This window comes from Streptomyces sp. WAC05374, from assembly GCF_004353505.1.
GTDB lineage: Bacteria > Actinomycetota > Actinomycetes > Streptomycetales > Streptomycetaceae > Streptomyces.
Genome location: NZ_SMNQ01000017.1, coordinates 72,813 through 97,734, shown reverse-complemented (window position 1 = coordinate 97,734; position 24,922 = coordinate 72,813). Strand labels below are relative to the sequence as shown.

The window sequence follows — 24,922 nt, the reverse complement described above, 5'->3', positions numbered from 1 at the left end:
GTGCGCTCCACGCTCACCGGCCCGTACGGGCGGCGCAGAGGAGCGCCGAGACGACCGCCACCAGGGCGCAGCCGCCCAGGGCGGCGCCCACGGTCGCCCACGGGACGCTGATCGTCACGGGGGCGGACAGGGAGGCCAGGGCGGCGCCGAGCCCGGCCAGGTCGACCGCCGCCACGGCCGCGCCGAGCACCGCCCCGACCCCGACCGCGAGCAGCGTCTCGCCCGCGACGACGGCCATGATCTGGGGGCGTGTCGCGCCGGCCAGCCGCAGCGAGCGCAGCTCCCGGCCCCGTACCGACGTGGCCATCACCAGGGTGTTGGCGAGGGATATCGCGGTGTAGAGGAGGGCGATGCCCAGGACGACGAGCAGGCCGAGCCGGGTCTGGGGGCCGGTGGCGGGCGCCGCCCACGCGCCGGCGGTGGTGACCGTGCCACCGGTGGCGCCCAAAACGGCGGGGTCGGTGCCGGGCGGGAGCCGTACGTCGATGCGGTCGACCGTCGCCGCGCGGGCGTGGGCGGCCGTGACGTACGGGCCGTTGTCACCCGTCCCGGTCGCGAGCACGGCGGCGATGCGCAGCGTCACCGGCCGGCCGTCGCCCAGCCACACGTCGAGGCGGTCGCCGACCGCGCGCCGTCCGGACTCGCTGTGGGCGATCTCCTGGCTGATGACGATCGAGCCGTCGTTCAGGTCGCGTATGTCGCCCGCCAGGACCGGCAGGCGCGCCAGGCCGGCGAAGGCGGCCGGGTCGGTGACCGCGCGAGCCTCGTACCGGACGACGGCCGTTTCCCCGTCCCGGACGTAGACACCGGTCGACGCGGTGGCGGAGAGCGCGGCGCCCGGGACGCTCACGGGCCTGAGGTCCTCACCCGTCACCACATGGGTGGCCGCGGTCTGCCGCCGCGCCTCGGCCGCCCCGGCGGCACTCACCGTCCCGGCCGAGCCGAGCAGCGACCCGGCCAGCGCGACGGTGACCAGCACGGGCGCGGCGACGGCGGCGGTACGGCGCAGTCCGGCGGCCGTGTTCTCCCGTATGAGCATGCCCGTGGCGCCGGGCAGCGGCAGGGCGCGGGCCACGGGGCGGACGAGCAGCGGGGCCAGCAGCGCCACTCCGGTGATCAGCAGCATGGGCTGGGTCGTGTACGTCTTGCGCTTCAGCAGGTCCGACGGGTCGGTGAGCAGCGTCCACCCCAGCAGGGCGGCGCCGGTCAGCAGCAGCGCGGTGCCCAGCAGGCGGCGGCCGAGCGGCAGGACGCCGCTGTCGACGTCGGCCTCGCGCAGCGCCTCCACCGGACCGGTGCGCCCCGCCCGGCGGGCGGCCGCCCAGGCGCCGGTGACGGCGACGGTCAGGCCGGTCCAGAAGGCGACGTGGTACGGCCAGGCGGCGTCCCGGAGGGTGAACCACTCGGGTGCGAGGCCGCCGTCCACCAGGACCCGGGCCAGCTCGGGGGCGCCCCACGCCCCGAGGGCGCAGCCGGCGGCGGAGGCGGCGGCCCCGACGAGGGCCGCCTCGGCGAGCAGTGCCCGGCGCACCTGACCGGGCGTCGCCCCGGCGGTGCGCAGCAGCCCGAACTCGCGCCGGCGCAGCGCCACCGCGAACGCGAACGTCGACGCGACGACGAAGACCGACACGAAGGCGGTGACCCCGCCGGCCGTGCCCAGCAGGGCGTTCACCGTGACCAGGGCCTCGGCGTCCCGCTCCGGTTCCGGGTCGGCCTGCCGCCGCTCGACGCCGGTGAGCACGCGGCCCCGGTCGCCGACCACCCGGCGTACGGCCTCCGGGTCGGCGTCCACGCCGACGGCGTCCGGCCGCCCGTCGGTGGCCACCTCGCCCAGCGCGCGCAGCTCCCGCAGCAGTGCGGTGTCCACAGGGTGTGGATGGAACAGCTCGTGCGACACGCGCCCGACGGTGAGCGTGTCCGTGCCGATCACCACCACCGGTGAGGCCGCGAACCGCTGCGGCGCCCGCTCCGGAGCGTCGAACGTCGACGCGAGGCCCAGGCCCATCGCCGCCAGCAGCCCGACACCGAGCGCCAGCGCGACGAAGCTGCCGACGAAGGCCGTCCAGCGGCCGCGCAGGCCGCTCAGCGCGAGGGTCAGCACGCCGCACGCTCCAGGGACTCCAGCCCTGCCATCCGGCCCGCGACCCGCTCGGCGGTGGGCGCCGCCAGCTCGCCCGTCACCCGGCCGTCGACCAGGAAGACCACGCGGTCCGCGTACGAGGCGGCCACCGGGTCGTGCGTGACCATGATGATCGTCTGACCCTCCCGGTCCACCAGCTCCCGCAGCATCCGCAGCACGTCACGGCTCGTCGTGGTGTCCAGCGCCCCGGTCGGCTCGTCGCCGAACAGCACGGCGGGCCGGGTGATCAGCGCCCGCGCCAGCGCCACCCGCTGCTGCTGGCCGCCCGACAGCTCGGCCGGCCGGTGCCCCGCCCGGTCGGCCAGCCCCACGCGCGCCAGCACGGCCCGGACCTCCGAGCGGGAGGGCCGGCGCCCGGCCAGCCGCAGCGGCAGCGCCACGTTCTGCGCGGCGGTCAGCGACGGCAGCAGGTTGAACGCCTGGAACACGAACCCGATCCGCTCCCGGCGCAGCAGCGTCAGCCGCCGCTCGCTCAGCCCGCCCAGGTCGGTGCCGTCCACCTCGACGCGCCCGCCCGTCGGGCGGTCGAGCCCCGCCGCGCACTGGAGCAGCGTCGACTTGCCCGACCCGGACGGGCCCATGACGGCGGTGAAGGACCCGGTGCGGAAGTCGAGGTCGACCCCGTCGAGCGCGGTGACGTCGCGGTGCACGCGGCGAAGGGCGGTGAGCCGTACGGCGGTTGTGGTCATGTCTCAAGAGAACCGCTTCCACGGCCCGTGATCACGACCACTGGCAGGTGTCTTCCGGGTAGGGCCAGCCCTACCCCCCTGCGACCATGGACCCGTAACGGCGTACGCGCGAGGAGGCGGGAAGCATGGCAGCGGGGCACTCGGAGGGGGGCGTCGTCGAGCGGGCGTTCGCCGCCGCGCTGTACGCCGGGGACGACGCCGCCCTCGACACCGGCGCCTCGCTCCTGGCCGCCGACCCGGCCGCGGACGCGGAGCTGGACCGGCGCGGCGAGGAGTTCGTACGCCGGGCGTGGCAGCGCGGCTGGCAGCCCGCCGACGTGGTCCGGCTCGTCCGCCGAGACCTGGAGGAGCACCACGTACGGCTGGCGTCGGCGCTGATCGCCGCCGAGACCCGCGGGTACGAGCGGCTGCCGCCCCGGTGGGCCGCGCAGCTCGCCGAGCTGCCGGGCGGCGGATGGCGGGCGGACCGCTTCTCGTACGCCACGGCCGTGCTGGAGCTGTACCGGCTGCTCGCCCGCCTCCCCGCGATCGAGCCGGTCGGCCCCCCGCCCGGCGCGGCGCCGCCGCACGCCGTGCCCGTGCACGGCGAACCGCGCATGCTCGCCCGCATCCGGGCGCTGCTGGCCAAGGCGGAGGCGACCGGGTATCCGGAGGAGGCCGAGGCGCTCACCGCCAAGGCGCAGGAACTGATGGCCCGCCACAGCCTGGACGAGGCCGCCCTCGCGGCCCGTACCCACAGCCCGGACGAGCCGGGCGCGGTACGGATCGGCGTGGACGCGCCGTACGAGACGGCCAAGGCGATCCTGCTGGACGCGGTCGCCTCGGCCAACCGCTGCCGGGCGGTGTGGAACGAGGCGTTCGGCTTCTCGACCGTCGTGGGCTTCGAGCCGGACCTGGAGGTCGTCGAGCTGCTGTACACCTCGCTGCTCGTCCAGGGGACGGGCGCGATGACCAAGGCGGAGGCGGAGCAGAGGAAGGGGGGACGGAAGCGTACGAAAACGTTCCGTCAGTCCTTCCTGCTGGCGTACGCCCACCGGCTCGGCGACCGGCTCGCGTCCACCTCCCGGCGGGTCACCGCCGAGGAACCGACGCTCCTGCCGGTCCTGGCCGCGCGGGACGTGGCGGTCACGGCCCGGGCGGACCGCATGTTCCCCGAGACGACCACCACCCGGGTGCGCGGCGCCACCGACGAGGCGGGCTGGCACCACGGCACGGCGGCGGCGGACCGCGCCCGCACCGACCACGGGCACCCGCCCGGCCGCGGGCGGCTGCCCCGGTAGGGCGCGGGCGGGGCGGCCGCCGCCAAGAGGGCGCGCGGACACGGGTGTGGGGCGGCCGCCGCCGGTAGGGCGCGCGGACACGGGCGGCCGCCGGGCCGGGGCGGTCGCGCCCGGCACATCCCGAGCGGGACAAATCGCCCCATTACCCTCGTCCCCATGAGCTGGCTCCGTGCGCTGAAGGCCACCGCCCGTTCGGGACTGACGGTCGAGCGGCGCCGCCTGGAACCGCTCGCCGCCCTGCGCGCGGCCGTCGGGCTCGCTCTCGTGGTCGGGGCGAGCCTCGCCCTGTTCGGGGTGGGCGTCGCGGTGAGCTCGGCGTTCGGCGCCTTCCAGGCGGCCATCGCCACCTTCCAGCGGAGCTGGCGCCCGCGCCCCACCCTCGCGCTCGCCTCCGGGACCAGCCTCGCGGTCTCGACGTTCCTGGGCTATCTGACGGGGGCGCACGTCGCGCTCTTCCTCGCCCTGCTCGCCCTGTGGACCTTCCTGACCGGACTCGCCTGGGCCACCGGCCCGACCACCGGCATCATCGCCTCCTCCAACGTGGCCATCATGCTGGTGACCGTCACCCTGCCCACCTCCGTCGCGGACGCCGCCGGGCACGCCGCGATGATCGCCGCCGGCGGGCTCGTCCAGGCCGCGCTCATCGTCCTGGTCCCCATCCGCCGCTGGGGCGCCCAGCGCGACGCGCTCGCCGACGCGCTGGCCGCCGAGGCCGACTACGCCCGCCGCCTGCGCCATGACCCGTACGCCCCGTTCGACCCCGTACCGCTGATGACCGCGCGCAGCGCCGCGGCCGTCTCGCCCCGCCAGGCCCGCCGCCGCCCCGCCGAACTGCACGGCGCCCGCGGGCTCGCCGAACGCATCCGCCCCGTCCTCGCCTCGCTCGCCGACCCGGCCGTCGGCGTCCCGGACCAGGGCCCGCAGCGCGACCGGGTACGGGAGTTGCTCGCCGCCGCCGGCGCCGTCCTGGACACCGCCGCCCACGCCGTCCGCCACGGGCGCCCCGCCACCATCCCGCCCGCCGCCCTGGCCGTACTGCGCACGCCCGACACGGGCACCGTGCTGTCCGGACCCGCCCGTCGCGCGGCCACCCGGCTCGCGGCCCTTCTGGAGGACGTCGTCGAAACAGCGACGCCCACCGACCGCACCGGCGTGGGCGAGCCGCGCGAGCGCCCGTCCCTGCTGAGCCTCCTGCCGGTCGCCGCCCGCACCGTCCGGGGCGAACTGCGCCCCGCCTCACCCGTCTTCCGGCACGCCGTCCGTGTCACCGCGGTCGTCACGGGCGGGTACGCGATCGGCGCCGCCCTGCCGCTCGGCCACGGCTACTGGGCGCCGATGGCCGCCGTCATGGCGATGCGCCCGGACTTCACCCAGACGTACTCCCGGTCCGTCGCCCGCTTCTGCGGCACGCTGCTGGGCGTCGCGCTCGCCACGGGGGTGGTGCAGGCGGCCCACCCGGGCAGGTACACCTCCGCCGCGCTGGCGGTCGCGTGCGCCTTCGGGATGTACCTGCTGATGCGCACCGGGTACGCGGTCGCGCAGGTCTGCGTGTCGGCGTACGTCGTCTTCCTGCTCGGCATGGGCGGCGCGGAGTGGACCCAGACGGTGCCTGAACGGGTCGTGCTGACGCTGCTGGGCGGGGTCCTCGCGATGGTGGCGTACGCGGTCTACCCCGCCTGGGAGACCCCGCGGCTGCGCACCCGGCTCGCCGACTGGCTGGCCGCGGACGGGCGGTACGCAGCCTGTGTGGTCGCGCACTACGCGGACCCGGCGCGCGGCCAGGAAGCGGTGCGCCGGACGCTGCTGGCCACCCGGGACGCGCGCGTGGCGTGGCAGGAGGCCGTCGAACGGGCGGCCCACGAACCGGTACGGCACCGGGGCCTGTCGCACGCGGCGGCCGCCGGTGCGGGGGACGCCCTGGCCCAGTTGGGCCGGGTCGCCATGCTGATGGAGGCTCACCTCCCGGACCGGGACGCGGCCCCCGTGCCGGCCGCCGCCGCACTCGCGGAGGCGCTGCGGCTCGCCACGGAACAGGGCGCGAGGGCCGTCCGGGAGCGCCGGGTCCCGGCGTGGGGCGGGGTGCGGGAGGCCCTCGCACGGTGGGACGCCGGGACGGTGCCCGATCCGGTCGTGCGCAACGGGGGGCGGCTCCTGCTGGAGGCCCTGGACGCGCTGTCGGAGGCGCTGGACGAACGGCCGGGCGAGGAAGGGCGGCCGGAGGAACGCCGGGCGGCTAGGGGGCGTCGGCCGCGGTGAGCGTGTCCTTCGCCCCACCGCTCCAGGTCACGACCAGCTTCGCCTCGCCGGCCCGCGCGGAGCCTTCCGCCCGCGCCTCGCCTTCCGCCCGCGCCGAGCCCTCCGTACGTGCCGTGTAGCCGCCGTCGCACGCGAGCGTCAGCGTCATGGGGTCGCTGCCCCGGGCCGTGCCCTTGCAGAAGTGGCCCTCGGCCAGCACCAGGGCGTGCCCCTTGCCGACGGTCAGGCTGACGGGCTTGCCGCCCGTGAGCCCCACCCACGACCCCTCGGGCGCCGGCTCCGCCGTGGGGGAGGGCGAGGTGCTCGGGGCGGGGGCGGGGCTTTCGGCGGGCTTCCCTTCGAAGCCGTGGTCGTCGCCGGCGTGCCGGTCGCGGCCGCCGCCGCAGCCGGCCAGCGCGAGTGCGGCGGCCACACCCGCCGCCGTGACGACCCCGGTACGTACGAGCCTGCGCGCGTCCACGCCACGTCTCCCCAACGTCGGTGCCGGAAACGCGCGCCAAGCTACCAGCCAGTAGTTCCCGGTTGCCAGGCCGGCGGCCGCCGACTGACGGCTACCGGCCGACGGCTGCCAGGAGGGCGGCTACCAGGACGACTTGGTGACGCCGGGGAGGAAGCCCGCGTGCGCCTGCTGACGCACGTTCACCCGGGAGAGCCCGAACTTCCGCAGGTGACCGCGCGGGCGGCCGTCCACGCTGTCGCGGTTGCGCACGCGCGTGGCACTGGCGTCGCGCGGCTGCCGGCGCAGCTCGGCCTGGGCGGCGAGCCGCTCGGCCTCGGGGGTGCCGGGCCGCCGGATGACCGCCTTCAGTTCGGCGCGGCGGGCCGCGTACCGCTCGACGACCTCCTTGCGGCGCTCATTGCGCGCGATCTTGCTCTTCTTGGCCATCAGACCTTCACCCCCCGGGCGCGGACGCGGGCCACGGCGGCCTCGATCCCGATGGTGTCGACGGTCTTGATGCCCTTGGCGGACAGGGTGAGCCGGACGTACCGGCCCTCGCTCGGCAGCCAGTAGCGCTTGCGCTGGATGTTGGGGTCGAAGCGCCGGGGCGTACGCCGGTGCGAGTGCGAGATGCGATTGCCGAAGCCTGGCTGGGCGCCGGTGAGCTGGCAGTGGGCGGACAAGGTGACCTACCTCTCGGAGGACTGTCTTGGTAATGGAAACCATTTCCATTTACTCTACCCCCATGGCCCGCAACGAACTCCGACCGGTCATCAAGCTCCGGTCCACCGCCGGCACCGGTTACACCTACGTGACCCGCAAGAACCGCCGTAATGACCCCGACCGCCTGACGCTGCGCAAGTACGACCCGGTCGTCGGACGCCACGTCGACTTCCGAGAGGAGCGCTGAGGCACTTCATGAAGCCCGGTATCCACCCCCCGTACGAGCCCGTCGTCTTCCGTGACAAGGCCGGCGGCTTCGCCTTCCTGACCAGGTCCACCGCGACCAGCGACAAGACGGTCGAGTGGGAGGACGGCAACACCTATCCCGTCATCGACGTCGAGATCTCCTCCGCGAGCCACCCCTTCTACACGGGCCACGCGCGCGTGCTGGACACGGCGGGTCGCGTGGAGCGGTTCGAGCAGCGCTACGGCCGCCGTCACGGGGCCCGCTGATGCTGTCCGTCGCGATCGTCGGCGGGCTGCACTCCGAGGCCCGTACGGCCGCCGTCGAGCGGCTGCTCACCACCGTCCCGGGCTGCGTGGCGCTCCACCACGACCTGACGGCCGCCGCCGAGCGCGGCACGGTCACCCGTACCGTCCGCGACGCGACCGGCGTCCTGTCCACGGACGAGACGCCCCTGGTCAACGACTGCGCGTGCTGCGCGCTGCGCGAGGACCTGGTGCCGGAGCTGGAGCGGCTCGCCGACGCCGGGCTGACCCGGCTCGCGGTCGTCGAGCTGTGGGACTCCGTGGAGCCCAAGGCCATGGCCGAGGTCGTCGCGGCGGCCGGGCTGACGGTCGGCTCGGTGATCACGGCCGTCGACCCGGCGCTGCTGCTGCCGTACCTGGGCAACGGCGACGACCTGAAGGAGGCGGGCCTCGCCGCGGCCGCCACCGACCAGCGCACGGTCGCCGACACCTGGGCGCGCCAGCTCGAGTACGCCCCCGTGCTGGCCGTCCTGGACGGCCCCGACGCCGACGACGAGGACCGGGCCCTGCTCGCCCAGCTCCACCCCACGGCCCGCCGCGTGCCGTTGCCGGACGGCGACCTGGCCGCCGCCGCGCTGGCCGGGTTCGACGTCGAGGCGGCCGCCGCCGCCCAGCACCCCGCCTGCGCGCTGCTGCCGCAGGAGGCGGACGCGCACGGCGTGGGCACGTACGTGTGGCACCGGCGGCGCCCCTTCCACCCGGAGCGGCTGTACGCGGCGCTGGAGGACCTGTGCTGCGCGGCCGCCCGCAGCCGGGGGCGGTTCTGGCTGGCCGACCGGCCGGACACGCTGCTGGCCTGGGACGCGGCGGGCGGCGCCCTGTGCGTCGAGCCCACCGGTCCGTGGCTGGCGTCGCTGCCGGACGCCGCGTGGGAGATGGTCCCGCCCGTGCGCCGCGCGGCCGCCGCGCTGGACTGGGACCCCGAGCACGGGGACCGCTGCCAGCACCTGGTCTTCACCTCGCCCGGGCTGGACCGGGAGGGGCTGGCCGAGCTCCTCGACTCCTGCCTGCTCACCGACGCGGAGTACGCCGCCGGCCGCGAGGCCTGGAAGCGGCTCCCGCCCGCCTTCGACGCCCTCCTGGAGGTCTGACCCGATGTCCCCCCGCCGTTCCGCCGACCGCAAGCCCGCCAGGTCCCGCCCCAATCCCCTGGAGCGCGACGGCATCACGTACATCGACTACAAGGACACCGACCTGCTGCGGAGGTTCATCTCGGACCGCGGCAAGATCCGCAGCCGGCGTGTGACCCGGGTGTCGGCGCAGCAGCAGCGCCAACTGGCCCGTGCCATCAAGAACGCACGGGAAATGGCCCTGCTGCCGTACTCCTCGTCGGCGCGCTGACGCGCCGGACGTACGCACGTTCGGTAGAAGGCCCTCCTTACGGGAGGGCCTTTTCGCATGTCATGGAGAAAGGAGGGAGCCATCGGGGCCGCTCGTTCGTCTCTCATGGTGTACGGGGGAGTAGCAACGGGGCTGTAACCAGAGGAGCACCCCGCGTGCACGTGCATTTGCACGCGCGTCTGCACGCGAATCGACGCTATGATCCCGATAGTTGACACCTGCATCATGTATCTCGGGGAGCGTCCTGTGCACCACGTGTACAACGGCATGGCGGCCACGGAGCTTCGCGGCGTCGTATGGCAGAAGAGCAGGCACAGCAACTCGCAGGGGTCGTGCGTGGAGTTCGCCAAGCTGCCCGGCGGTCATGTGGCCGTACGCAACTCCCGGCATCCCGACGGACCGGCCCTGGTGTACACGCCGGCCGAGATAGAGGCCCTGCTGCTGGGCGTGAAGGACGGCGAGTTCGACCACCTGATCGCCGGCTGAGGCGCGTCACCCCCGTACACGCGCGCGGGCGCCACCCGAGCGGTGGCGCCCTGCGACGTGTGGTGCGGCGGGGCAGGCGGCCCGAGCCGTCCCCGTGGCCTCCGGCCGTCCCCGTGGCGTCCGGCCGGACCGCCGGCGTTACCGGCTCACGGCTCCTGGGGCGTGTCCGACAGGCGGAACAGCGCCCAGACCACCTTGCCGTGCAGCGTGCCGGCCAGCGGGTGCCATCCCCAACTGTCGCTGAAGGACTCGACCAGGAACAGCCCGCGTCCCGACTCCGCCGAGAAGTCCTCCTCCGACTCGCGCGTCGCGGGGCTGTCCGGACTCGGGTCGCGGACCGCGCACACCAGCCGGCTCGCCCAGCGCATCAGGTGCAGCCGTACGGGCGGGTCGTGCGGGCACTCGCGGGGCGTGTCGGCGGGCAGGGCGTGCCGGAGCGCGTTCGTGACGAGTTCGGACACCACCAGCGCGACATCGTCGAACCGGTCGGTGAGGTCCCACTGGGCGAGCGTCGTGCTGGTGAACTTCCGCGCGCCGCGCACCGCTTCATAGCGGGCGGGCAGTGCGCACGAGGCGGAACTGGAGACGGAAGCGGCATCGATCGGCGGAAGCCCCTGCCTTAAAGGCTCGAGCATGGTCGATCCATTCGTCCCCATGCGAGGCACTCCCGGGATTCGCGGCTGTGGTGCTACAACACGAACGACTACGCAGGTGCGCGGGCACCATGGTTCCGAATGGGACCATCTGATGCAAGGGCAGATGCACGTGCACGCGCCCGGCCTGTCCCTCCCCGTGCCGATTACTGGCCATATCTTCCGCCCATGACTTTGCCTCATGGGCTGGTCACGGCGGCACGGCTCGGTCAAGCCTTCGTCTTTCCGTAACCGGTCGAGTACGCCATGAAGCGTTTTGGTGGCAGAATCCGCCGTCTCGGAGCTCGGGGGTGCTCCGTCGTACACATCAGCGATGGGGAGGGTTGGAGACGTGACCGCAAGTGAATCGAGCGGTTCCGTGGTGCGGCGCATCCTGCTGGGTTCGCAGTTGCGGCGGCTGCGCGAGTCGCGCGGCATCACGCGCGAAGCCGCCGGCTATTCGATCCGGGCGTCCGAATCCAAGATCAGCCGCATGGAGTTGGGCAGGGTGAGCTTCAAGGCCAGGGACATCGAGGACCTGCTCACGCTGTACGGAGTCACCGACGAGACCGAGCGCGCATCCCTCCTGGGCCTGGCCCGGGAGGCCAACGTGGCCGGGTGGTGGCACAGTTTCGGAGACGTCCTGCCGGGCTGGTTCCAGACGTACATCGGCCTGGAGGGCGCGGCCTCCCTGATCCGTATCTATGAAGTGCAGTTCGTGCACGGCCTGTTGCAGACCGAGGCGTACGCGCACGCCGTCGTCGCCCGGGGCATGCCGGACGCTCCGCGTGCCGAGATCGACCGGCGGGTGGCGCTGCGCCTGGAGCGCCAGAAGGTGCTCGTCTCCGAGCGGGCGCCGCACTTCCACGCCGTCCTCGACGAGGCCGCCCTGCGCCGCCCGTACGGCGACCGCGCGGTGATGCGCGACCAGCTCAAGCACCTCATCGAGGTCTCCGAGCAGCCCAACGTCACGCTCCAGGTCATGCCCTTCAGCTTCGGCGGCCACGCGGGCGAGAGCGGGGCCTTCACCATGCTCAGCTTCCCCGAGTCCGATCTCTCCGACATCGTCTACCTCGAGCAGCTCACGAGCGCCCTCTACCTCGACAAGCGCGAGGACGTGGCGCAGTACGAGCGTGTGATGGGGCGGCTGCACCAGGACAGCCCGGGCCCCGAGGAAAGCCGCGACCTTCTCCGAGGTCTCCTCCAACTCACCTGACTCATCAGTAGGATGACGTTCCATCAAACGTCATGTCACGAGTCATGATCGCGGTGCGCGCCCTCGAGCTGACCCTCGGGAAGACCCTCGGGAAGGGAAGGCATGTCCTACTTCACAGACCTGGCCCAGCAGTACATAGACGGTGAGTGGCGGGCCGGCGGCGGCTCGTGGGACATCATCGACTTCAACCCGTACAACGAGGAGAAGCTCGCCTCCATAACCGTGGCCACGGTCGAGGAGATAGACCAGGCGTACCGGGCGGCGGAGCGGGCACAGCGCGCGTGGGCGGACACCAATCCGTACACGCGCCGCGCTGTTTTCGAGCGGGCGCTGCGGCTCATCGAGGAGCGCGAGGCCGAGATCACCGAGGCGATCATCGCCGAGCTCGGCGGTACGCGCACCAAGGCGGCCTTCGAGCTGCACCTGGCCAAGGAGTTCATGCGCGAGGCGGTCAACCTCGCCCTCCGGCCCGAGGGCCGCATCCTCCCCTCCCCGGTCGACGGCAAGGAGAACCGCCTCTACCGGGTGCCGGTCGGTGTCGTGGGCGTGATCAGCCCGTTCAACTTCCCCTTCCTGCTGTCGATCAAGTCGGTCGCCCCGGCACTGGCGCTGGGCAACGCCGTCGTGCTGAAGCCCCACCAGAACACGCCGATCCTCGGCGGCAGCCTGGTCGCGAAGATCTTCGAGGACGCCGGTCTGCCGGCCGGTCTGCTGAACGTCGTGATCACCGACATCGCCGAGATCGGCGACGCGCTGATCGAGCACCCGGTGCCCAAGGTCATCTCGTTCACCGGCTCCGACCGGGTCGGCAAGCATGTCGCCACCGTCTGCGCCGCGAACTTCAAGCGGTCCGTCCTGGAGCTGGGCGGCAACAGCGCCCTCATCGTGCTGGACGACGCGGACGTCGACTACGCGGTCGACGCGGCCGTCTTCAGCCGGTTCGTGCACCAGGGGCAGGTGTGCATGGCCGCCAACCGGGTGCTCGTGGACCGTGCCGTGGAGCGGGAGTTCACCGAGAAGTTCGTCGCCAAGGTGCGCACCCTCAGGGCCGGTGACCCCGCCGACCCCGCCACGCACATCGGCCCGCTCATCAACGCCTCCCAGGCCGAGGCCGTCACCACGCTCGTCGAGCAGACGGTCGGCTCGGGCGCGACGGCCCTGGTGCGGGGCGCCGCCGAGGGCAACGTCGTGTCCCCGACCGTGCTGGCCGACGTGCCGGCCGACTCCCCGGTCCTGGGCCAGGAGATCTTCGGCCCCGTCGTCATGCTCATCCCCTTCGACGGTGAGGACGAGGCGGTACGGATCGCCAACGACACCCCGTACGGGCTCAGCGGCGCCGTGCACACGGGTGACGTGGAGCGCGGCGTACGGATCGCCCAGCGCATCCACACCGGGATGATCCACATCAATGACGGCACCGTCCACGACGAGCCGATCGTGCCGTTCGGCGGCGAGAAGCACTCGGGCGTCGGGCGGCTGAACGGGGAGTCGACGGTGGACGCCTTCACCACCTACAAGTGGATCTCCATCCAGCACGGCCGCAGCCGCTTCCCTTTCTAGGCCACGCAGGCCGCGTCCCCGCGTCCGGTCGGAGACCCGTTCGCGGAATCCGGCCGATTGAGGACAGCATCTGACCGCAAGCCTCCGTAGCGTGTGCGGTGTCGAAAGAGCCCGGAAAACCGGCGAAAGGCGGACGGTCATGGTCACCCTTGTTCCCGCGGAGGCGCACGGCGACGAGCGCGGCGCGCTGCTGTCCTTCATCGAGGCCCAGCGCGGCGCGCTGCGCCGGGCCCTTGTGGGGCTGACCGCGGAGCAGGCGGCGTCGCGGCCCAGCGCCAGCGGGCTGTCGCTGTCCGGACTGGTCAAGCACGTCGCCGAGGTGGAGCTGAACTGGCTGCGGCTGGCGCAGCAGCGGCCGAACGAGCGGCAGCGCAGCCGGGACACCTGGGAAGAGGGCTTCCGGCTGGTGGAGGGGGAGTCCCTCCAGGAGGTGCTGGCGTTCTGGGAGGGGGTGGTCAAGGAGACCGAGGAGTTCTTCCGCTCCGCGCCCAGCCTGGACGACACCTTCCCGCTGCCCGAGGCGCCGTGGTTCCCGAAGGGCGGCCGGGTCTCCGTGCGCTGGATGGGGATGCACCTGGTGCAGGAGATGGCCCGGCACGCCGGCCACGCCGACGTCATCCGGGAGTCCCTGGACGGGAAGACCTCCTTCGAGCTGATCGCCCTGGAGCAGGCCGGACAGGAAGGGCCGGGCGGCCAGGACTGAGCGGCCGGCGGCCGGCTCCCGCACGCCGCCGCCGGAGGGGTGGAGCCGGCGGGTGGAGCCGGCGGCCGTCCGGCCGTCCGGCCCGCTCCGTCGGGAGCCGAGCGTCCCGTGCGTACCCTGGTCAAAATTGACCAGAAGGGTGCGTGAGGTGATGTCAGCGATCCGGCTGCTGGTTCTGGGTGCGGTGCGCCAGCACGGGCGGGCGCACGGCTACCAGGTCCGCAACGACCTGGAGTTCTGGGGCGCGCACGAGTGGTCCAACGCCAAACCGGGTTCGATCTACCACGCGCTCAAGCAGATGGCCAAGCAGGGGCTGCTGCACGCCTACGAGATCGCGCCCAGCACGGCCGGCGGGCCGCCGCGCACCGAGTACGAGATCACCGACAAGGGCAACGAGGAGTACTTCGCGCTGCTGCGCGAGGCGCTGACGGCCCACGACCAGAGGATGGACGTCCTGTCGGCGGGGGTCGGCTTCATCGTCGACCTGCCGCGCGAGGAGGCCGTCGCGCTGCTGAAGCGGCGGATCGAGGGGCTGGAGCGGTGGCGCGCGGGCGTCACCGACTACTACACGCCCGAGGCGGGACCGGAGTCGCTCGGCCACATCGGCGAGATCATGAACATGTGGGTGCACTCGGCCGACGCCGGGGCCGCGTGGACGCGCGGACTGATCGAGCGCATCGAGCGCGGGGCGTACACGTTCGCGGGCGAGGGCGAGCCCTTCGTGGGTGTGCTGGCGGAGGGCCAGGAGAACCCGTACGCGACGGGTGCGCCGGAGTAGGCGCCCGCGGTAGGCACGGTTCCGGAAGGCCTTTCGGGCCCACGGGCTAATCAAGTTTGACTAATCCGCTCGGACGTCGTAATGTGAAAGCGTAGTCAAGTTTGACTACCGGGTTGGGAGGGTGCATGACGGACGCGATCGTCGTCGAGGGCGCGCGGAAGCGGTACGGCGAGAAGCAGGCCCTGGACGGGCTGGACCTGGTGGTCGGCCGGGGCACGGTGCACGGCGTGCTGGGGCCGAACGGCGCCGGCAAGACCACCACGGTGCGGGTCCTGGCCACGCTGCTGCGGCACGACGAGGGCTCGGTGCGGGTGGCCGGGTTCGACGTACGGACCCACGCGGACGAGGTGCGGCGGCGGATCGGGCTGCTCGGCCAGCACGCGGCGCTGGACGAGGGACTCAGCGGGCGGCAGAACCTGGAGATGTTCGGCCGCCTCCACCACCTGGGCGCACGGCGGGCGGGCGCGCGGGCGGACGAGCTGCTGGAGCGGTTCGGGCTCACCGACACCGGCCGCAAGGCGGTCAAGCAGTTCAGCGGAGGCATGCGGCGGCGGCTGGACCTGGCCGCCTCGCTGATCACCGATCCCGAGGTGCTGTTCCTGGACGAGCCGACGACCGGGCTCGACCCGCGGGGCCGCGCCGAGGTGTGGGCGTCCGTCCGGACGCTGGTGGGCGGCGGTACGACCGTCCTGCTCACCACGCAGTACCTGGAGGAGGCCGACCAGCTCGCTGACCGGATCTCGGTGGTCGACCGGGGCCGGGTCATCGCCGACGGAACGGCGGACGAGCTGAAGGGCAAGGTCGGCGGCGACCGGATCGACATCGTCGTACGCGACGCACGGCACCTGGCCGCCGCGGCCGCGCTCGTGCCGGGCGCCGACGTGGACGAGGACCGGCGGCTCGTCAGCGCCCCGGTCGCGGACCGGATGGCCGCGCTGACCCGGGTCGTACGGGACCTGGAGTCGGCCGGGATCGAGGCGGAGGACATCGCGGTGCGGCGGCCGACGCTGGACGAGGTCTTCCTGCACCTGACGGGCGAGCCGAAGGAGGCGGTGGCGGTATGAGCGCGGACACGGGTACGGCGGTGGGCATGGGCCGGATCGGGTGGGCGGTCGCCGACTCCTGGACCATCACCCGGCGCGAACTGGCCCACTGGGCCCGGGAACCGGTGCAGGTCGTCGTCGGCCTGGCCTTCCCGGTGATGATGCTGCTGATGTTCGGGTACCTCATCGGCGGCGGGCGCGGCGTCGAGGGCGAGTACATCGACTACCTCATCCCCGGCATGTTCGCGCTGACCATGGCCTTCGGGCTGGAGGCGACCCTGCTGGCGGTCACGCAGGACCTCAACAAGGGGGTCATCGACCGCTTCCGGTCGATGCCCATGACCAACGGCGCGGTCCTGGTGGGGCGGTCGGTCGCCGACATGCTCCAGTCGGTGCTCTCCCTCACCGTGATGATCGGTGTCGGGTACGCCATCGGCTGGCGGGCGCACGGCGGGTTCGGGGCGTTCCTGACGGCGGTGGGACTGCTGTTGCTGCTGCGGTTCGCGATGCTGTGGATCGGCATCCACCTCGCGATGGTGGCGGGCCGGCCGGAGCTGGTGCAGGCGGTGCAGATCCTCGTCTGGCCGGTCGGGTTCCTCTCCAACGCGTTCGCCGCACCCGGCGCGATGCCGGGCTGGCTGGGCTCGGTGGTCGAGTGGAACCCGCTGTCGGCGACCGCGACGGCGGTGCGCGACCTGGTCGGCCCGCCGGGGATCGCCCAGGCCGCGGGGTCGTCGTGGGCGGCCGAGCACGCGGAACTGCTGGCGGTGGCGTGGCCGCTGGCGCTGCTCGCGGTGTTCTTCCCGCTGGCGGTACGGAGGTTCGGGCGGCTGAGCCGCTGAATCGGGCGCGCGGAGTGGGAACCTGACGGCGGTTCGCGGTGTATCCGAAGCAGCACGGTTCGCCGCGAACCGGCCCGAGGGCAGGGGGAGCTCCATGCGCTGGTGTGCACGCGTGATCGGGACGGTGGTGGCGCTCGCCACGTTACTGCCGGCAGCAGGCTGTACGGATCAGGGGCCGGGCCGGCCGTCTCCGGCGGCGCCCCGGTCGTCCGCGCCGTCGGCGCCCGGGTCCCCGGCCCCCCTGCCGCGCATACCGTCCTCCCCCGGGCTGCCGGGCCAGGCGTACGACCTCGGCTTCGCCGCCGACGGCAGCGGCTTCGCCCTGCTCGCGCAGTGCGTGGAGGACGAGGTGACACCCGAGAACGGCTTCTGCCGCCAGCACGTCGCGGTCCTCGACAGGGGCGCGCCCCGCTGGGCTTTGCGCGCCTCCCCGCTGCCGGAGGTGCACGGCACCGTGGGCGTGAGCGCGGAGCTCGTGGTGCTGGGCCGGGGCCGGGCGCTGATACGGGAGGCGAGCGAGCGGCACCCGTCGCGCACATGGTTCACCGCCGACGGCGGCCGGTCCTGGAAGGCGGGCGACCTCCGGGCTGCCGGCACGGTCGGCGTCATACCGGAGGGCGCGGCGCTCTCGGCGCAGTGTCCGGGCCCGGCCGGCCCGCGGGCCCAGGAGTGCGACCGGCCACGGCTGGTGGTGGTCTCGCCCCGGGACGGCAAGGCCCGGTTCCTGGCGCGGGAGCCGCGGCTGGGCGGGCATCCGGCGCCCGCGGCCCATCCTGAGCCGGACGGGTCCTGGTGGGTGTCGGGCGTCGACCCCGGCTCGGGCCGCACCGCGGTCGCCGTCTCGCGGGACGCGGGCCGGACGTGGACGGTGAGCCGGCTGCCCGGCCCGTCCGCCGACGCCGCGTGGCGGGTCGCGGTCTCGGTCGCCCCGGACGCGGTGTACGCCGCCGAGACCGGCGAGGTGCGGGGCGTGGAGCAGACCAAGAACCCGCTGCGGGCACTGCACCGCTCCCTGGACGGCGGCCGCACCTGGACCCGTGTGTGGACGAGCGGCCCGGCGAGCGGTGAGCCCCGCACACTGGTGGGGGTGGCCGTCGCGGGACCGGGCGGCCGGCTGGTGCTGCACGGTGAGCGTGCCACGTACGCCACCACCGACGGCGGCCGCACCTTCCGGGAGGCCGGCCCCGGCACGCACTACGTCACGCGCGGGCGCCTGGGGTACCTCCGGTCGGCCGGCGCGGGCTGCGCGTACGGGATATCGCCGGACGGGGTGCGCTGGACGACGTTCCGGCTGGCGTGCGCGGACGCGGCCGTCCGGTGAACGGGCTTGCACCTCACGTCGCGTGAGGCCTCAGGGTGAGACGCGTACCGAGAAGAAGGGAGCGGAGAGCCATGAGCTACTCCGTGGGACAGGTCGCCGCTTTCGCCCACGTCACGGTGCGGACCCTGCACCACTACGACGAGATCGGGCTGCTCAGCCCGAGCGGCCGCAGCCACGCGGGTCACCGGCGTTACGAGAACGCCGACCTCGACCGGCTGCAGCAGATCCTGTTCTACCGGGAGCTGGGCTTCCCGCTCGAGCAGGTCGCGGCCCTGCTCGACGATCCCGACGCGGACCCGCGGGAGCACCTGCGGCGCCAGCACGAACTGCTGACCACGCGGATCGCCGAGCTGCAGAAGATGGCCGAGGCCGTCGAGCACGCCATGGAGGCGAAGAAGATGGGACTCAACCTCACGCCGGAGGAGAGGTTCGAGGTCTTCGGTGACCACGACCCCGAGCAGTACGCGGCGGAGACCGAGCAGCGCTGGGGGGACACCGACGCCTACCGGGAGTCACAGCGCCGGACGGCGCGCTACACCAAGGCCGACTGGCAGCGCATGCAGGACCAGAACGCCGACTGGAGCGCCCGGTACCAGGCGCTGATGGCGGACGGTGAGCCCCCGACGAGCGAGCGGGCGATGGACCTCGCGGAGGAGCACCGCCGGCAGATCGGCGAGTGGTTCTACGACTGCACCTACGAGATCCACCGGTGCCTCGGGGACATGTACGTGGCGGACGAACGGTTCAAGGCGCACTACGACGCCATGCGCCCGGGCCTGGCGGAGCATCTCCACGCCGCCATCCACGCCAACGCGGCCCGCCACGCCTGACCGGCCCGGGGGCGGTGCCGGGCCTCGGCCCGCCGGCCCGGCCCCAGGCCGGCGGGCAGCCGTCCCGGGCCCTGCCGGTGGGCGTGCGGGCGGGGCGGGCGGGCGCGGGCGGGGCCCGGAGAGGGGCGTGGAACCGGGAGGGGGACGGAAGCGTTGATAGCTTTGGGCAGCCGTCCCCGCCCACCGACCCAGGAGCCCCGGAACCCGTGAATACGCTTGCGCTCGGACCGAGCTGGCTGGACCCGGACTATCTCATCGAGACCTTCGGCCTCATCGGCGTCCTGGTCATCGTCTTCGCCGAGTCCGGACTGCTGATCGGATTCTTCCTCCCCGGTGACTCGCTGCTGTTCACCACGGGGCTGCTGGTCACCACCGGCGTGCTCGACACTCCGCTGTGGCTGGTGTGCACCCTGGTGGTGCTGTCGGCGATCATCGGCGACCAGGTGGGTTACCTGTTCGGCCGCAAGGTCGGACCGGCCCTCTTCAAGCGCCCGGACTCCCGGCTCTTCAAGCAGGAGAACGTGGAGAAGGCCCATGAGTTCTTCGAGAAGCACGGGCCCAAGTCGCTGATCCTCGCCCGGTTCGTTCCGATCGTGCGGACGTTCACGCCGATCATCGCGGGCGTGAGCCGGATGAACTACCGCTCGTTCATCACGTTCAACATCATCGGCGGTGTCCTGTGGGGCGCCGGTGTGACGCTGCTCGGCGCGTCGCTGGGCAAGATCGACTTCGTGCACGAGCACATCGAGGCGATCCTCATCCTCATCGTGCTCATCTCGGTCGTCCCGATCGTGATCGAGTACCTCCGGGCCCGCTCGCAGAGCAAGAAGGCGGCGGCGGCCACCGAGGAAGGACTGCCGCCGGCCCAGCGCGGGCGGCACGCCAAGCGCTGAGTACGTCCGGGGCCGGCGCGGGCGGTCAGGGAGCCGTCCGCTCCTGACGCCCCGCCCGGCCCCGCCCCGCCCCCGGGCCCCGCGGCGCCGCTTCCGGCGCCCCATCCGGCTCCGGCTCCTCCTCCGCCGCCCCATCCGGCTCCGGCTCCTCCTCCGCCGCCCCGGCCGTCACCGAGCGGACCAGCGGGGACAGGGCCGTACCCACCACAGTGGCCGTGGCGATCGAGCCCAGCGCGATGCCCCAGCCGACCGGCCCCAGGGGCGTACACCCGAAGAACTGGCTCACGCCCGGGGTCTGGATCACGGCCGCCAGCACCGCCGCCGAGCCCAGGCTCGCCGCCAGCACGTTGCGGTCCAGGCCCCCGGTCGCCAGGGTCTGCGCGAGCTGCGTACCGACGACGGCGGCGAGCGCCACCGTGCTCGCCCGCCTCCCGCGCCCGGTCAGGCGCGCCCCGGTCCACGCCAGCCCGGCACCGGTCGCCGTGATGGCGCCGCGCAGCAGCATCTCGTGGGTGAGCGCGCTGCCGAGCGAGCGGCTCGGCCCCTCCGCGAGGAGCCGCTTCGCGGCGTGGCCGGCGGGCTCGCGCACCGCGATGGCGAGCGACGGCGCCAGGTCGGTGAGCAGGTTGACCAGCATGATCTGGCGGGCGTTCAGCGGTGTGGCGCCGGTGAGCGTGGAGACCAGCACGCTGAAGGTGACCTCGCCGAGGTTGCCGCCGATGAGGATGCCCAGCGCGGCCCGCACCGAGGCCCACATGGAGCGGCCCTCCATCAGCGCGGAGACGATCGTCTCCAGCCGGTCGTCACCCACCACCAGGTCCGCGGCGGCCGTCGCCGACGGGGTGCCGCGCCGCCCGAGGGCGATGCCGATGTCGGCCAGCCGGATGGCGGGAGCGTCGTTGGCGCCGTCGCCGGTCATCGCGACGACCCGGCCGATGCGCTGGTACGCCTGGACGATGCGGACCTTGTGGTGCGGGCTGCACCGGGCGATGACGTCCACGGTCGGCAGCAGCTCGTCCAGCGCGTCGTCGTCCAGTTCGTCCAGCTCGGCGCCCGTGCGGACCTTCGGGTCGGTGACGTCGCTGATGGTGGACGCGATGGCGTCGGCGGTGGCCGGATGGTCGCCGGTCAGCATCACGGTGTGCACGCCCGCCTCCCGCAGCCGCGCCGTCGCGGGCGCGGCACCCGCCCGCACCGGGTCGGCCAGCGTGATGAACCCGAGGAAGGCCAGCTCCCGCACGCTGTCGTCGGTGAGCTCCTCGCCGGGGTCCATCCGCCGTTCCGCCACCGCCAGCACCCGCCGCCCGGCGCCCGCGAGCTCCTCCGCCTCGGCGTTGAGCCGTGCGAGCCCCGCCTCGTCGAGCGCGGCGGGCCTGCCGTCCGGCGCGCGGCGCCGGGTGCAGCGGTCCAGGACGTTCTCCGGCGCGCCCTTCACGCTGAGCAGCACGCCGTACGAGGTCTGCCCGGACGTGGCGTGGTAGGCGCGGGACGGCTCGAACGGCAGCGTGTCCTGCCGCCGCCAGCGCGCCGCCCCGTGCCGGACGGACACCTTCGCGCCCCGTGCCCCGGACGTCACCGCGCGGTCGGTCTGGTGGGCCATCGGCTCGGCCTGCCGGGCGGGCGGCGTGGCCCGCAGCGCGGCGGCGAGGACGTCCTTGCGTACGCCGTCCAGTCGGTCCAGGGGCAGCGCCTGCTCCCCGTCGCTGACCGCCGCGAGCTGGAGCCTGCCCTCCGTGAGGGTTCCCGTCTTGTCGAAGCACAGCACGTCGGCGCGGCCGAGTGCCTCGATGGTGCGCGGGTTGCGGACCAGCGCGCCCACGTCGGCCAGCCGCCGGGCGGCGGCGAGCTGGGCGGCGTTGACCAGGAAGGGCAGCCCTTCCGGTACGGAGGCGACGGCGAGGTTCACGGCCGAGGCGAGGTTGTCCGCCAGGGGACGCCCGTGCAGCAGGCCGGAGGCGGCGACCGCACTGGCCGAGCCGATCGCGATGGGCAGGCTGGAGCGGGTGAGCGAGGCCAGGCGCGCCTCGACGCCGGTCTCCGGCGCGGCCTGCCGGGCGGTGGCGAGGCTCCGCCCGACCTCGGTGCTCGAACCGGTGGCGACGACGACGGCCACGGCCCGGCCCGCGGAGACGGTGGTTCCCTCGTACAGCATCGAGCGGCGGCCGGTGATGCCGGTCGCGACCACCGGCGCCGGGTCCTTGTGGACCGCGAGGGACTCGCCGGTCAGCGACGACTCGTCGACCTCCAGCCCCTCGGCCTCCAGCAGCCGGCAGTCCGCCGGTACGACGTCCTCCGGCCGTAGCAGCACGATGTCGCCCTCCACCAGGTCACCGGCCGTGACCAGCCGCTCCCGACCGCCCCGGCGGACCCGCGCGCCGATGGCGGAGCGGCGGAACAGCTCCTCCAGGGCACGCTCGGTGCGCACCCGCTGGAAGCCGCCGATCAGGGCGGACGTGCCGGTGATGGCGGCCACCAGACCGGCGTCGGTGCGCGACCCCACGGCGGTGGCGAGGGCCGCGCCGCCGGCGAGCACGGGGGTCAGGGGGTTGGCCAGCTCCTCCACGAAGGCGGCGGGCAGGGTGAGGCGGGCGGGTTCGTTGCCGCCCCCGCGGCCGCCGCCGCGGGCGGTCGCCTCGTCGCCGGTCAGGCCGTCGGCGGTGGTGCGCAGCCGCTCCAGGACCCGGTCGGTGGGCATCAGGTGCCAGGGCACGGTCGTCACGGGCGGGGCGAGGGGGCGGGCCAGGAGCTGGCGGGCGCGCCAGGTGCCGAGGCAGAAGGCGAACGCCCCGGCGGTGGTCCCGGCCGCCAAGCCCCGTGCCGTGGCCTGCGGGGAGCGGGCCCGCAGGGCGGCGACCGCCCCGATGCCGCTGCCGGCGGCCGCGAGCACGGCGCTGTCCCGGTCCACGCGCGCGGCCATGCCGACGGCGTCCACGACGATGCCGGCCGACTCCAGGTCCGCCCCGACGATCAGGTGGGCGCCCCAGGCCGGCGGCTCGCCCTCGCGGTGCACGCCGACGCCGCAGTCGGCCACGCCCAGCGCCCGCCGGTTGCCGGACACCAGCAGGATCACCGCGCCCTCGGCCTGGAGCCCGCGTACGGAGGCGACCAGGCGCCCGCCCGCCGGCACGACCGCGTCGGCGAACGTGAACGCCGGGGTCTCCCGGTCGGTGGCCAGCACCACCCGCGCCCCCGCCCGGCGGGCCGCCGCCGCGACGGCCTCGGCACCCGGCGCGGTCTGCGTGGCGAGCCCGGCCACGGCCTGCAGCCTCCGTCCGCGCGCCAGCCCGAGTGTCCGCTCGGCGCCCCGGCGCCGCAGCCGCCCCTCGGCCTGCCGCCCGGTGCGGCCGGTGAGTTCCAGCTCGTCCAGCGGCCCGAGGACCCAGCCGTCGTCGTCATGGGCGGTCCGCAGGGGCGTGTCCGCGTCGAACAGCGTGAAGAGCCGCTCCGCGGTCCGTTCCGGGTCCGCGCCGGCGAGCAGCTCCAGGTCCACGGGCTCGTAGCGGTCGCTGCGCAGCGCGTCCTCCTCCAGCACCACGGTGTCCACCTGCCCGAGCCGCCGCAGCGCGCCCCGGTCCATGGTGACGACGCCCCGCAGCGCCAGGGCCCGGCCCAGGCGGGTGGCGAAGCCCTCCCGGCCGGCGTCGGGGGCCTTCGGTACGGCGGAGATGGCGACGGCCAGACCCTTGCGCGGGCCCGCGAACGGGACGGTGAGGGCGCCGAGGGCCGCGCCCGCCGCCATGGCGCGCTCGGCGTAGCGGTCGGTGGCGTCCTTGGGCGGCGGACCGGCCCGGCCGACGACGACGGGCTCGGCGGAGGCGTCGTCGGGGCCGGTGACGAGCCGGGGCTCGGCCGCGTCCCAGGCGGCGCGTTCCGCGGTGGCCTCGCGCCACTGGGAGAGCCGTTCGAGGACGTCCAGGGCGATGCCCCCGCCACGGGTGGCGACGCCCTGGGCGAGGGCGCTGACCACCGGCAGCACGGACTCGGCCTGCTCGGTGCTGCTCAGCTCGGCGACCAGGTGGCGCAGGCGCGGATGCGCCTGGAGCGCGCCGGCGAGCGCCGCCACCTCGGGCGGCAGGCGGAACCAGGGGGCGAGCTGCCGTACGGAGGCGAGGGTGAGCCCCACCGTGTCGGCGGCGAGCGCGGGCACGGCCTGGCGGGTCCTGGGGCCCTCGCTGGGGTGGTGCGGTTCGGGGAGCCACTCGTCGAACTCGTCGGCGTGCGGGCCGAGCCGCCCCTCCGCGCGGTCCACCAGGGCGACCAGCTCGCGGTCGGAGGGCGCGGGCGCGGCCACGGCCACGACGACACGCTCGGACGGCGCGTTCACCCGGGCCCAGAGCACGCCGGGGTGGCTCTCCAGGGTGCGCTCGATGCGCCGGACGACCCGCTCGGCGCCCGCGCCGTGCACGCCGTGCACCTCGATGTAGCAGCGCCCCGGGCGCCACCACACGCCGCGTCGCGGCAGTCCCATGAGGGTCGCGGCCACGTCGGCGGCCCCGCGTACGCCGGCCGCGACTCCGTACGTCACACCGGACGCCATCGGCCCGATCAGATGCAGCGGTGACATGAGTGGGTGCCTCCGGTCCGTCGGAAGGTCCGCTTCAGCCGTCCCGGAATGGATACCCTGAAATGTAGACAAACCGCCCGTAACCACATCCTTGGATGTGAGAACTGTGGCCACCTCCTCAACCCCGCGCAAGCGCACGACCAGGACCACGAAGCAGGCGTCGAGCACCAAGGCGTCCGCCGGCAAGGCATCCGGTACCAAGGCGTCGAGCACGAAGGCGTCCGCCACCAAGGCCTCCAGCACCAAGGCATCCGGTACCAGGGCGCCGAGCACCAAGCAGCCGTCCCGTACCAGCAGGGCGTCGGCCCCGCCGGCCAAGGAGTCCGCCGGCGAGCCGGTCCGGACCACCTCCGCGCCCGGGCAGCACACGGTCAGCTTCACCGTCCCCTCCCTGGACCGGGTCGCGAGCGGCGCGGCCAACGCGGCGCTGCTGCCCGTGGCGGCGGCCCGCCAGGTGCTGCCCGCGAAGGGCGGCCTGCCGCTGTACCTCGGCCTGGGGGCCCTGGGCGTCGCGGACGTCATCGAGTGGCCGGTCGCCATCGGCATCGGCGTGGGCTACGCGGTACTCCGCCGCGGTGGCGTCATGTCCGGTGCCCGCCCCCGCGCCACCGCCACCGCCTGACCTCCGACGCGCCGGACGCCCCCGTCCGGCGCCCGGCCGAGGACGCCGGGCACCCGCCCAGGACGCCCCGGGCGC

24 protein-coding genes are annotated in these 24,922 nt (G+C 74.3%); 17 read left to right on the top strand and 7 right to left on the bottom strand.

All coding sequences use genetic code 11. The features are described 5' to 3' along the window. Nucleotides 1-13: 13 nt before the first annotated feature. Together E2B92_RS26240 and E2B92_RS26235 are read right to left on the bottom strand one after the other, a co-directional pair. The gene (locus E2B92_RS26240; protein WP_185923674.1) at nucleotides 14-2,101 is read right to left on the bottom strand and encodes an FtsX-like permease family protein; all 2,088 of its coding nucleotides are present in this window, start codon (nucleotides 2,099-2,101) and stop codon (nucleotides 14-16) included. Then, entirely contained in the window at nucleotides 2,095-2,829 is a 735-nt protein-coding gene (locus E2B92_RS26235; protein ID WP_126887562.1) for an ABC transporter ATP-binding protein, read from the bottom strand. The genes E2B92_RS26240 and E2B92_RS26235 overlap by 7 nt, the downstream gene beginning before the upstream one ends. A 125-nt stretch (nucleotides 2,830-2,954) precedes the next feature. Here E2B92_RS26235 and E2B92_RS26230 point away from each other — a divergent pair, with 125 nt between their 5' ends. Continuing rightward, nucleotides 2,955-4,109 carry a DUF2786 domain-containing protein gene (locus E2B92_RS26230; RefSeq protein ID WP_126887561.1) on the top strand — a complete coding sequence of 385 codons (1,155 nt, stop codon included), beginning with the start codon at nucleotides 2,955-2,957 and terminating at the stop codon, nucleotides 4,107-4,109. Nucleotides 4,110-4,265: 156 nt separating this feature from the next. Continuing rightward, complete coding sequence (locus E2B92_RS26225) at nucleotides 4,266-6,365, top strand: FUSC family protein (RefSeq protein ID WP_126887560.1); 2,100 nt, start codon at nucleotides 4,266-4,268, stop codon at nucleotides 6,363-6,365. Here E2B92_RS26225 and E2B92_RS26220 read toward each other — a convergent pair. The 3 genes from E2B92_RS26220 to rpmB all read right to left on the bottom strand — a co-directional run bounded on the left by E2B92_RS26220 (nucleotide 6,343) and on the right by rpmB (nucleotide 7,487). After that, nucleotides 6,343-6,825 (bottom strand): hypothetical protein, encoded by a 483-nt coding sequence (locus E2B92_RS26220; RefSeq protein ID WP_133087708.1) that lies wholly within the window; start codon nucleotides 6,823-6,825, stop codon nucleotides 6,343-6,345. The two genes, E2B92_RS26225 and E2B92_RS26220, sit on opposite strands and share 23 nt — an antisense overlap. Nucleotides 6,826-6,945: 120 nt before the next feature. Beyond that, nucleotides 6,946-7,251, bottom strand: a complete 306-nt coding sequence (gene rpsN, locus E2B92_RS26215) for a 30S ribosomal protein S14 (protein ID WP_126888379.1) — start codon at nucleotides 7,249-7,251, stop codon at nucleotides 6,946-6,948. Continuing rightward, complete coding sequence (gene rpmB / locus E2B92_RS26210) at nucleotides 7,251-7,487, bottom strand: 50S ribosomal protein L28 (RefSeq protein ID WP_126888380.1); 237 nt, start codon at nucleotides 7,485-7,487, stop codon at nucleotides 7,251-7,253. The genes rpsN and rpmB overlap by 1 nt, the downstream gene beginning before the upstream one ends. A 62-nt stretch (nucleotides 7,488-7,549) precedes the next feature. On the opposite strand from rpmB, the gene rpmG reads away from it, so the two are divergent. The 5 genes from rpmG to E2B92_RS26185 all read left to right on the top strand — a co-directional run bounded on the left by rpmG (nucleotide 7,550) and on the right by E2B92_RS26185 (nucleotide 9,843). Next, nucleotides 7,550-7,714, top strand: a complete 165-nt coding sequence (rpmG, locus tag E2B92_RS26205; protein WP_009192555.1) for a 50S ribosomal protein L33 — start codon at nucleotides 7,550-7,552, stop codon at nucleotides 7,712-7,714. Nucleotides 7,715-7,722: 8 nt separating this feature from the next. After that, entirely contained in the window at nucleotides 7,723-7,980 is a 258-nt protein-coding gene (locus E2B92_RS26200) for a type B 50S ribosomal protein L31 (protein WP_126888381.1), read from the top strand. Continuing rightward, nucleotides 7,980-9,107 carry a CobW family GTP-binding protein gene (locus tag E2B92_RS26195; RefSeq protein WP_126888382.1) on the top strand — a complete coding sequence of 376 codons (1,128 nt, stop codon included), beginning with the start codon at nucleotides 7,980-7,982 and terminating at the stop codon, nucleotides 9,105-9,107. The genes E2B92_RS26200 and E2B92_RS26195 overlap by 1 nt, the downstream gene beginning before the upstream one ends. A 4-nt stretch (nucleotides 9,108-9,111) precedes the next feature. After that, a complete protein-coding gene (gene rpsR, locus E2B92_RS26190; protein WP_126888383.1) occupies nucleotides 9,112-9,357 on the top strand; it encodes a 30S ribosomal protein S18 in 246 nt (81 codons plus the stop codon). A 246-nt stretch (nucleotides 9,358-9,603) separates the two neighbouring features. Further along, nucleotides 9,604-9,843, top strand: coding sequence for a DUF397 domain-containing protein (locus E2B92_RS26185; RefSeq protein WP_126888384.1), 240 nt, complete (start codon nucleotides 9,604-9,606; stop codon nucleotides 9,841-9,843). A 146-nt stretch (nucleotides 9,844-9,989) separates the two neighbouring features. Here the strand turns inward: E2B92_RS26185 and E2B92_RS26180 are convergent, their stop codons facing one another. Beyond that, nucleotides 9,990-10,499 (bottom strand): ATP-binding protein, encoded by a 510-nt coding sequence (locus E2B92_RS26180; protein ID WP_126888385.1) that lies wholly within the window; start codon nucleotides 10,497-10,499, stop codon nucleotides 9,990-9,992. 310 nt (nucleotides 10,500-10,809) lie between these two features. Between E2B92_RS26180 and E2B92_RS26175 the strand changes: the two genes are divergently transcribed. The 9 genes from E2B92_RS26175 to E2B92_RS26130 all read left to right on the top strand — a co-directional run bounded on the left by E2B92_RS26175 (nucleotide 10,810) and on the right by E2B92_RS26130 (nucleotide 19,661). Continuing rightward, the gene (locus E2B92_RS26175) at nucleotides 10,810-11,691 is read left to right on the top strand and encodes a helix-turn-helix domain-containing protein (protein WP_126888386.1); all 882 of its coding nucleotides are present in this window, start codon (nucleotides 10,810-10,812) and stop codon (nucleotides 11,689-11,691) included. A 102-nt stretch (nucleotides 11,692-11,793) separates the two neighbouring features. Further along, entirely contained in the window at nucleotides 11,794-13,251 is a 1,458-nt protein-coding gene (locus E2B92_RS26170) for an aldehyde dehydrogenase family protein (RefSeq protein WP_126888387.1), read from the top strand. Between the two features lie 139 nt (nucleotides 13,252-13,390). Further along, nucleotides 13,391-13,954: a DinB family protein gene (locus E2B92_RS26165; protein ID WP_126888388.1), complete on the top strand. Its 564-nt coding sequence runs from the start codon at nucleotides 13,391-13,393 to the stop codon at nucleotides 13,952-13,954. Between the two features lie 151 nt (nucleotides 13,955-14,105). Next, a complete protein-coding gene (locus E2B92_RS26160; RefSeq protein ID WP_126888392.1) occupies nucleotides 14,106-14,732 on the top strand; it encodes a PadR family transcriptional regulator in 627 nt (208 codons plus the stop codon). A 125-nt stretch (nucleotides 14,733-14,857) separates the two neighbouring features. After that, the gene (locus E2B92_RS26155) at nucleotides 14,858-15,796 is read left to right on the top strand and encodes an ATP-binding cassette domain-containing protein (protein ID WP_126888389.1); all 939 of its coding nucleotides are present in this window, start codon (nucleotides 14,858-14,860) and stop codon (nucleotides 15,794-15,796) included. Continuing rightward, nucleotides 15,793-16,617 carry an ABC transporter permease gene (locus E2B92_RS26150; protein ID WP_126888390.1) on the top strand — a complete coding sequence of 275 codons (825 nt, stop codon included), beginning with the start codon at nucleotides 15,793-15,795 and terminating at the stop codon, nucleotides 16,615-16,617. The genes E2B92_RS26155 and E2B92_RS26150 overlap by 4 nt, the downstream gene beginning before the upstream one ends. A gap of 94 nt (nucleotides 16,618-16,711) precedes the next feature. Next, nucleotides 16,712-17,938 (top strand): WD40/YVTN/BNR-like repeat-containing protein, encoded by a 1,227-nt coding sequence (locus tag E2B92_RS26145; protein WP_235023986.1) that lies wholly within the window; start codon nucleotides 16,712-16,714, stop codon nucleotides 17,936-17,938. 71 nt (nucleotides 17,939-18,009) lie between these two features. Continuing rightward, nucleotides 18,010-18,768 carry a MerR family transcriptional regulator gene (locus E2B92_RS26140; RefSeq protein ID WP_126888391.1) on the top strand — a complete coding sequence of 253 codons (759 nt, stop codon included), beginning with the start codon at nucleotides 18,010-18,012 and terminating at the stop codon, nucleotides 18,766-18,768. 206 nt (nucleotides 18,769-18,974) lie between these two features. Beyond that, nucleotides 18,975-19,661: a DedA family protein gene (locus E2B92_RS26130; RefSeq protein WP_126889648.1), complete on the top strand. Its 687-nt coding sequence runs from the start codon at nucleotides 18,975-18,977 to the stop codon at nucleotides 19,659-19,661. Between the two features lie 25 nt (nucleotides 19,662-19,686). Here the strand turns inward: E2B92_RS26130 and E2B92_RS33860 are convergent, their stop codons facing one another. Then, nucleotides 19,687-24,225 carry a cation-translocating P-type ATPase gene (locus E2B92_RS33860; RefSeq protein WP_133087707.1) on the bottom strand — a complete coding sequence of 1,513 codons (4,539 nt, stop codon included), beginning with the start codon at nucleotides 24,223-24,225 and terminating at the stop codon, nucleotides 19,687-19,689. Between the two features lie 106 nt (nucleotides 24,226-24,331). On the opposite strand from E2B92_RS33860, the gene E2B92_RS33540 reads away from it, so the two are divergent. Beyond that, the gene (locus E2B92_RS33540; protein WP_235023985.1) at nucleotides 24,332-24,847 is read left to right on the top strand and encodes a hypothetical protein; all 516 of its coding nucleotides are present in this window, start codon (nucleotides 24,332-24,334) and stop codon (nucleotides 24,845-24,847) included. Nucleotides 24,848-24,922 lie beyond the last annotated feature (75 nt).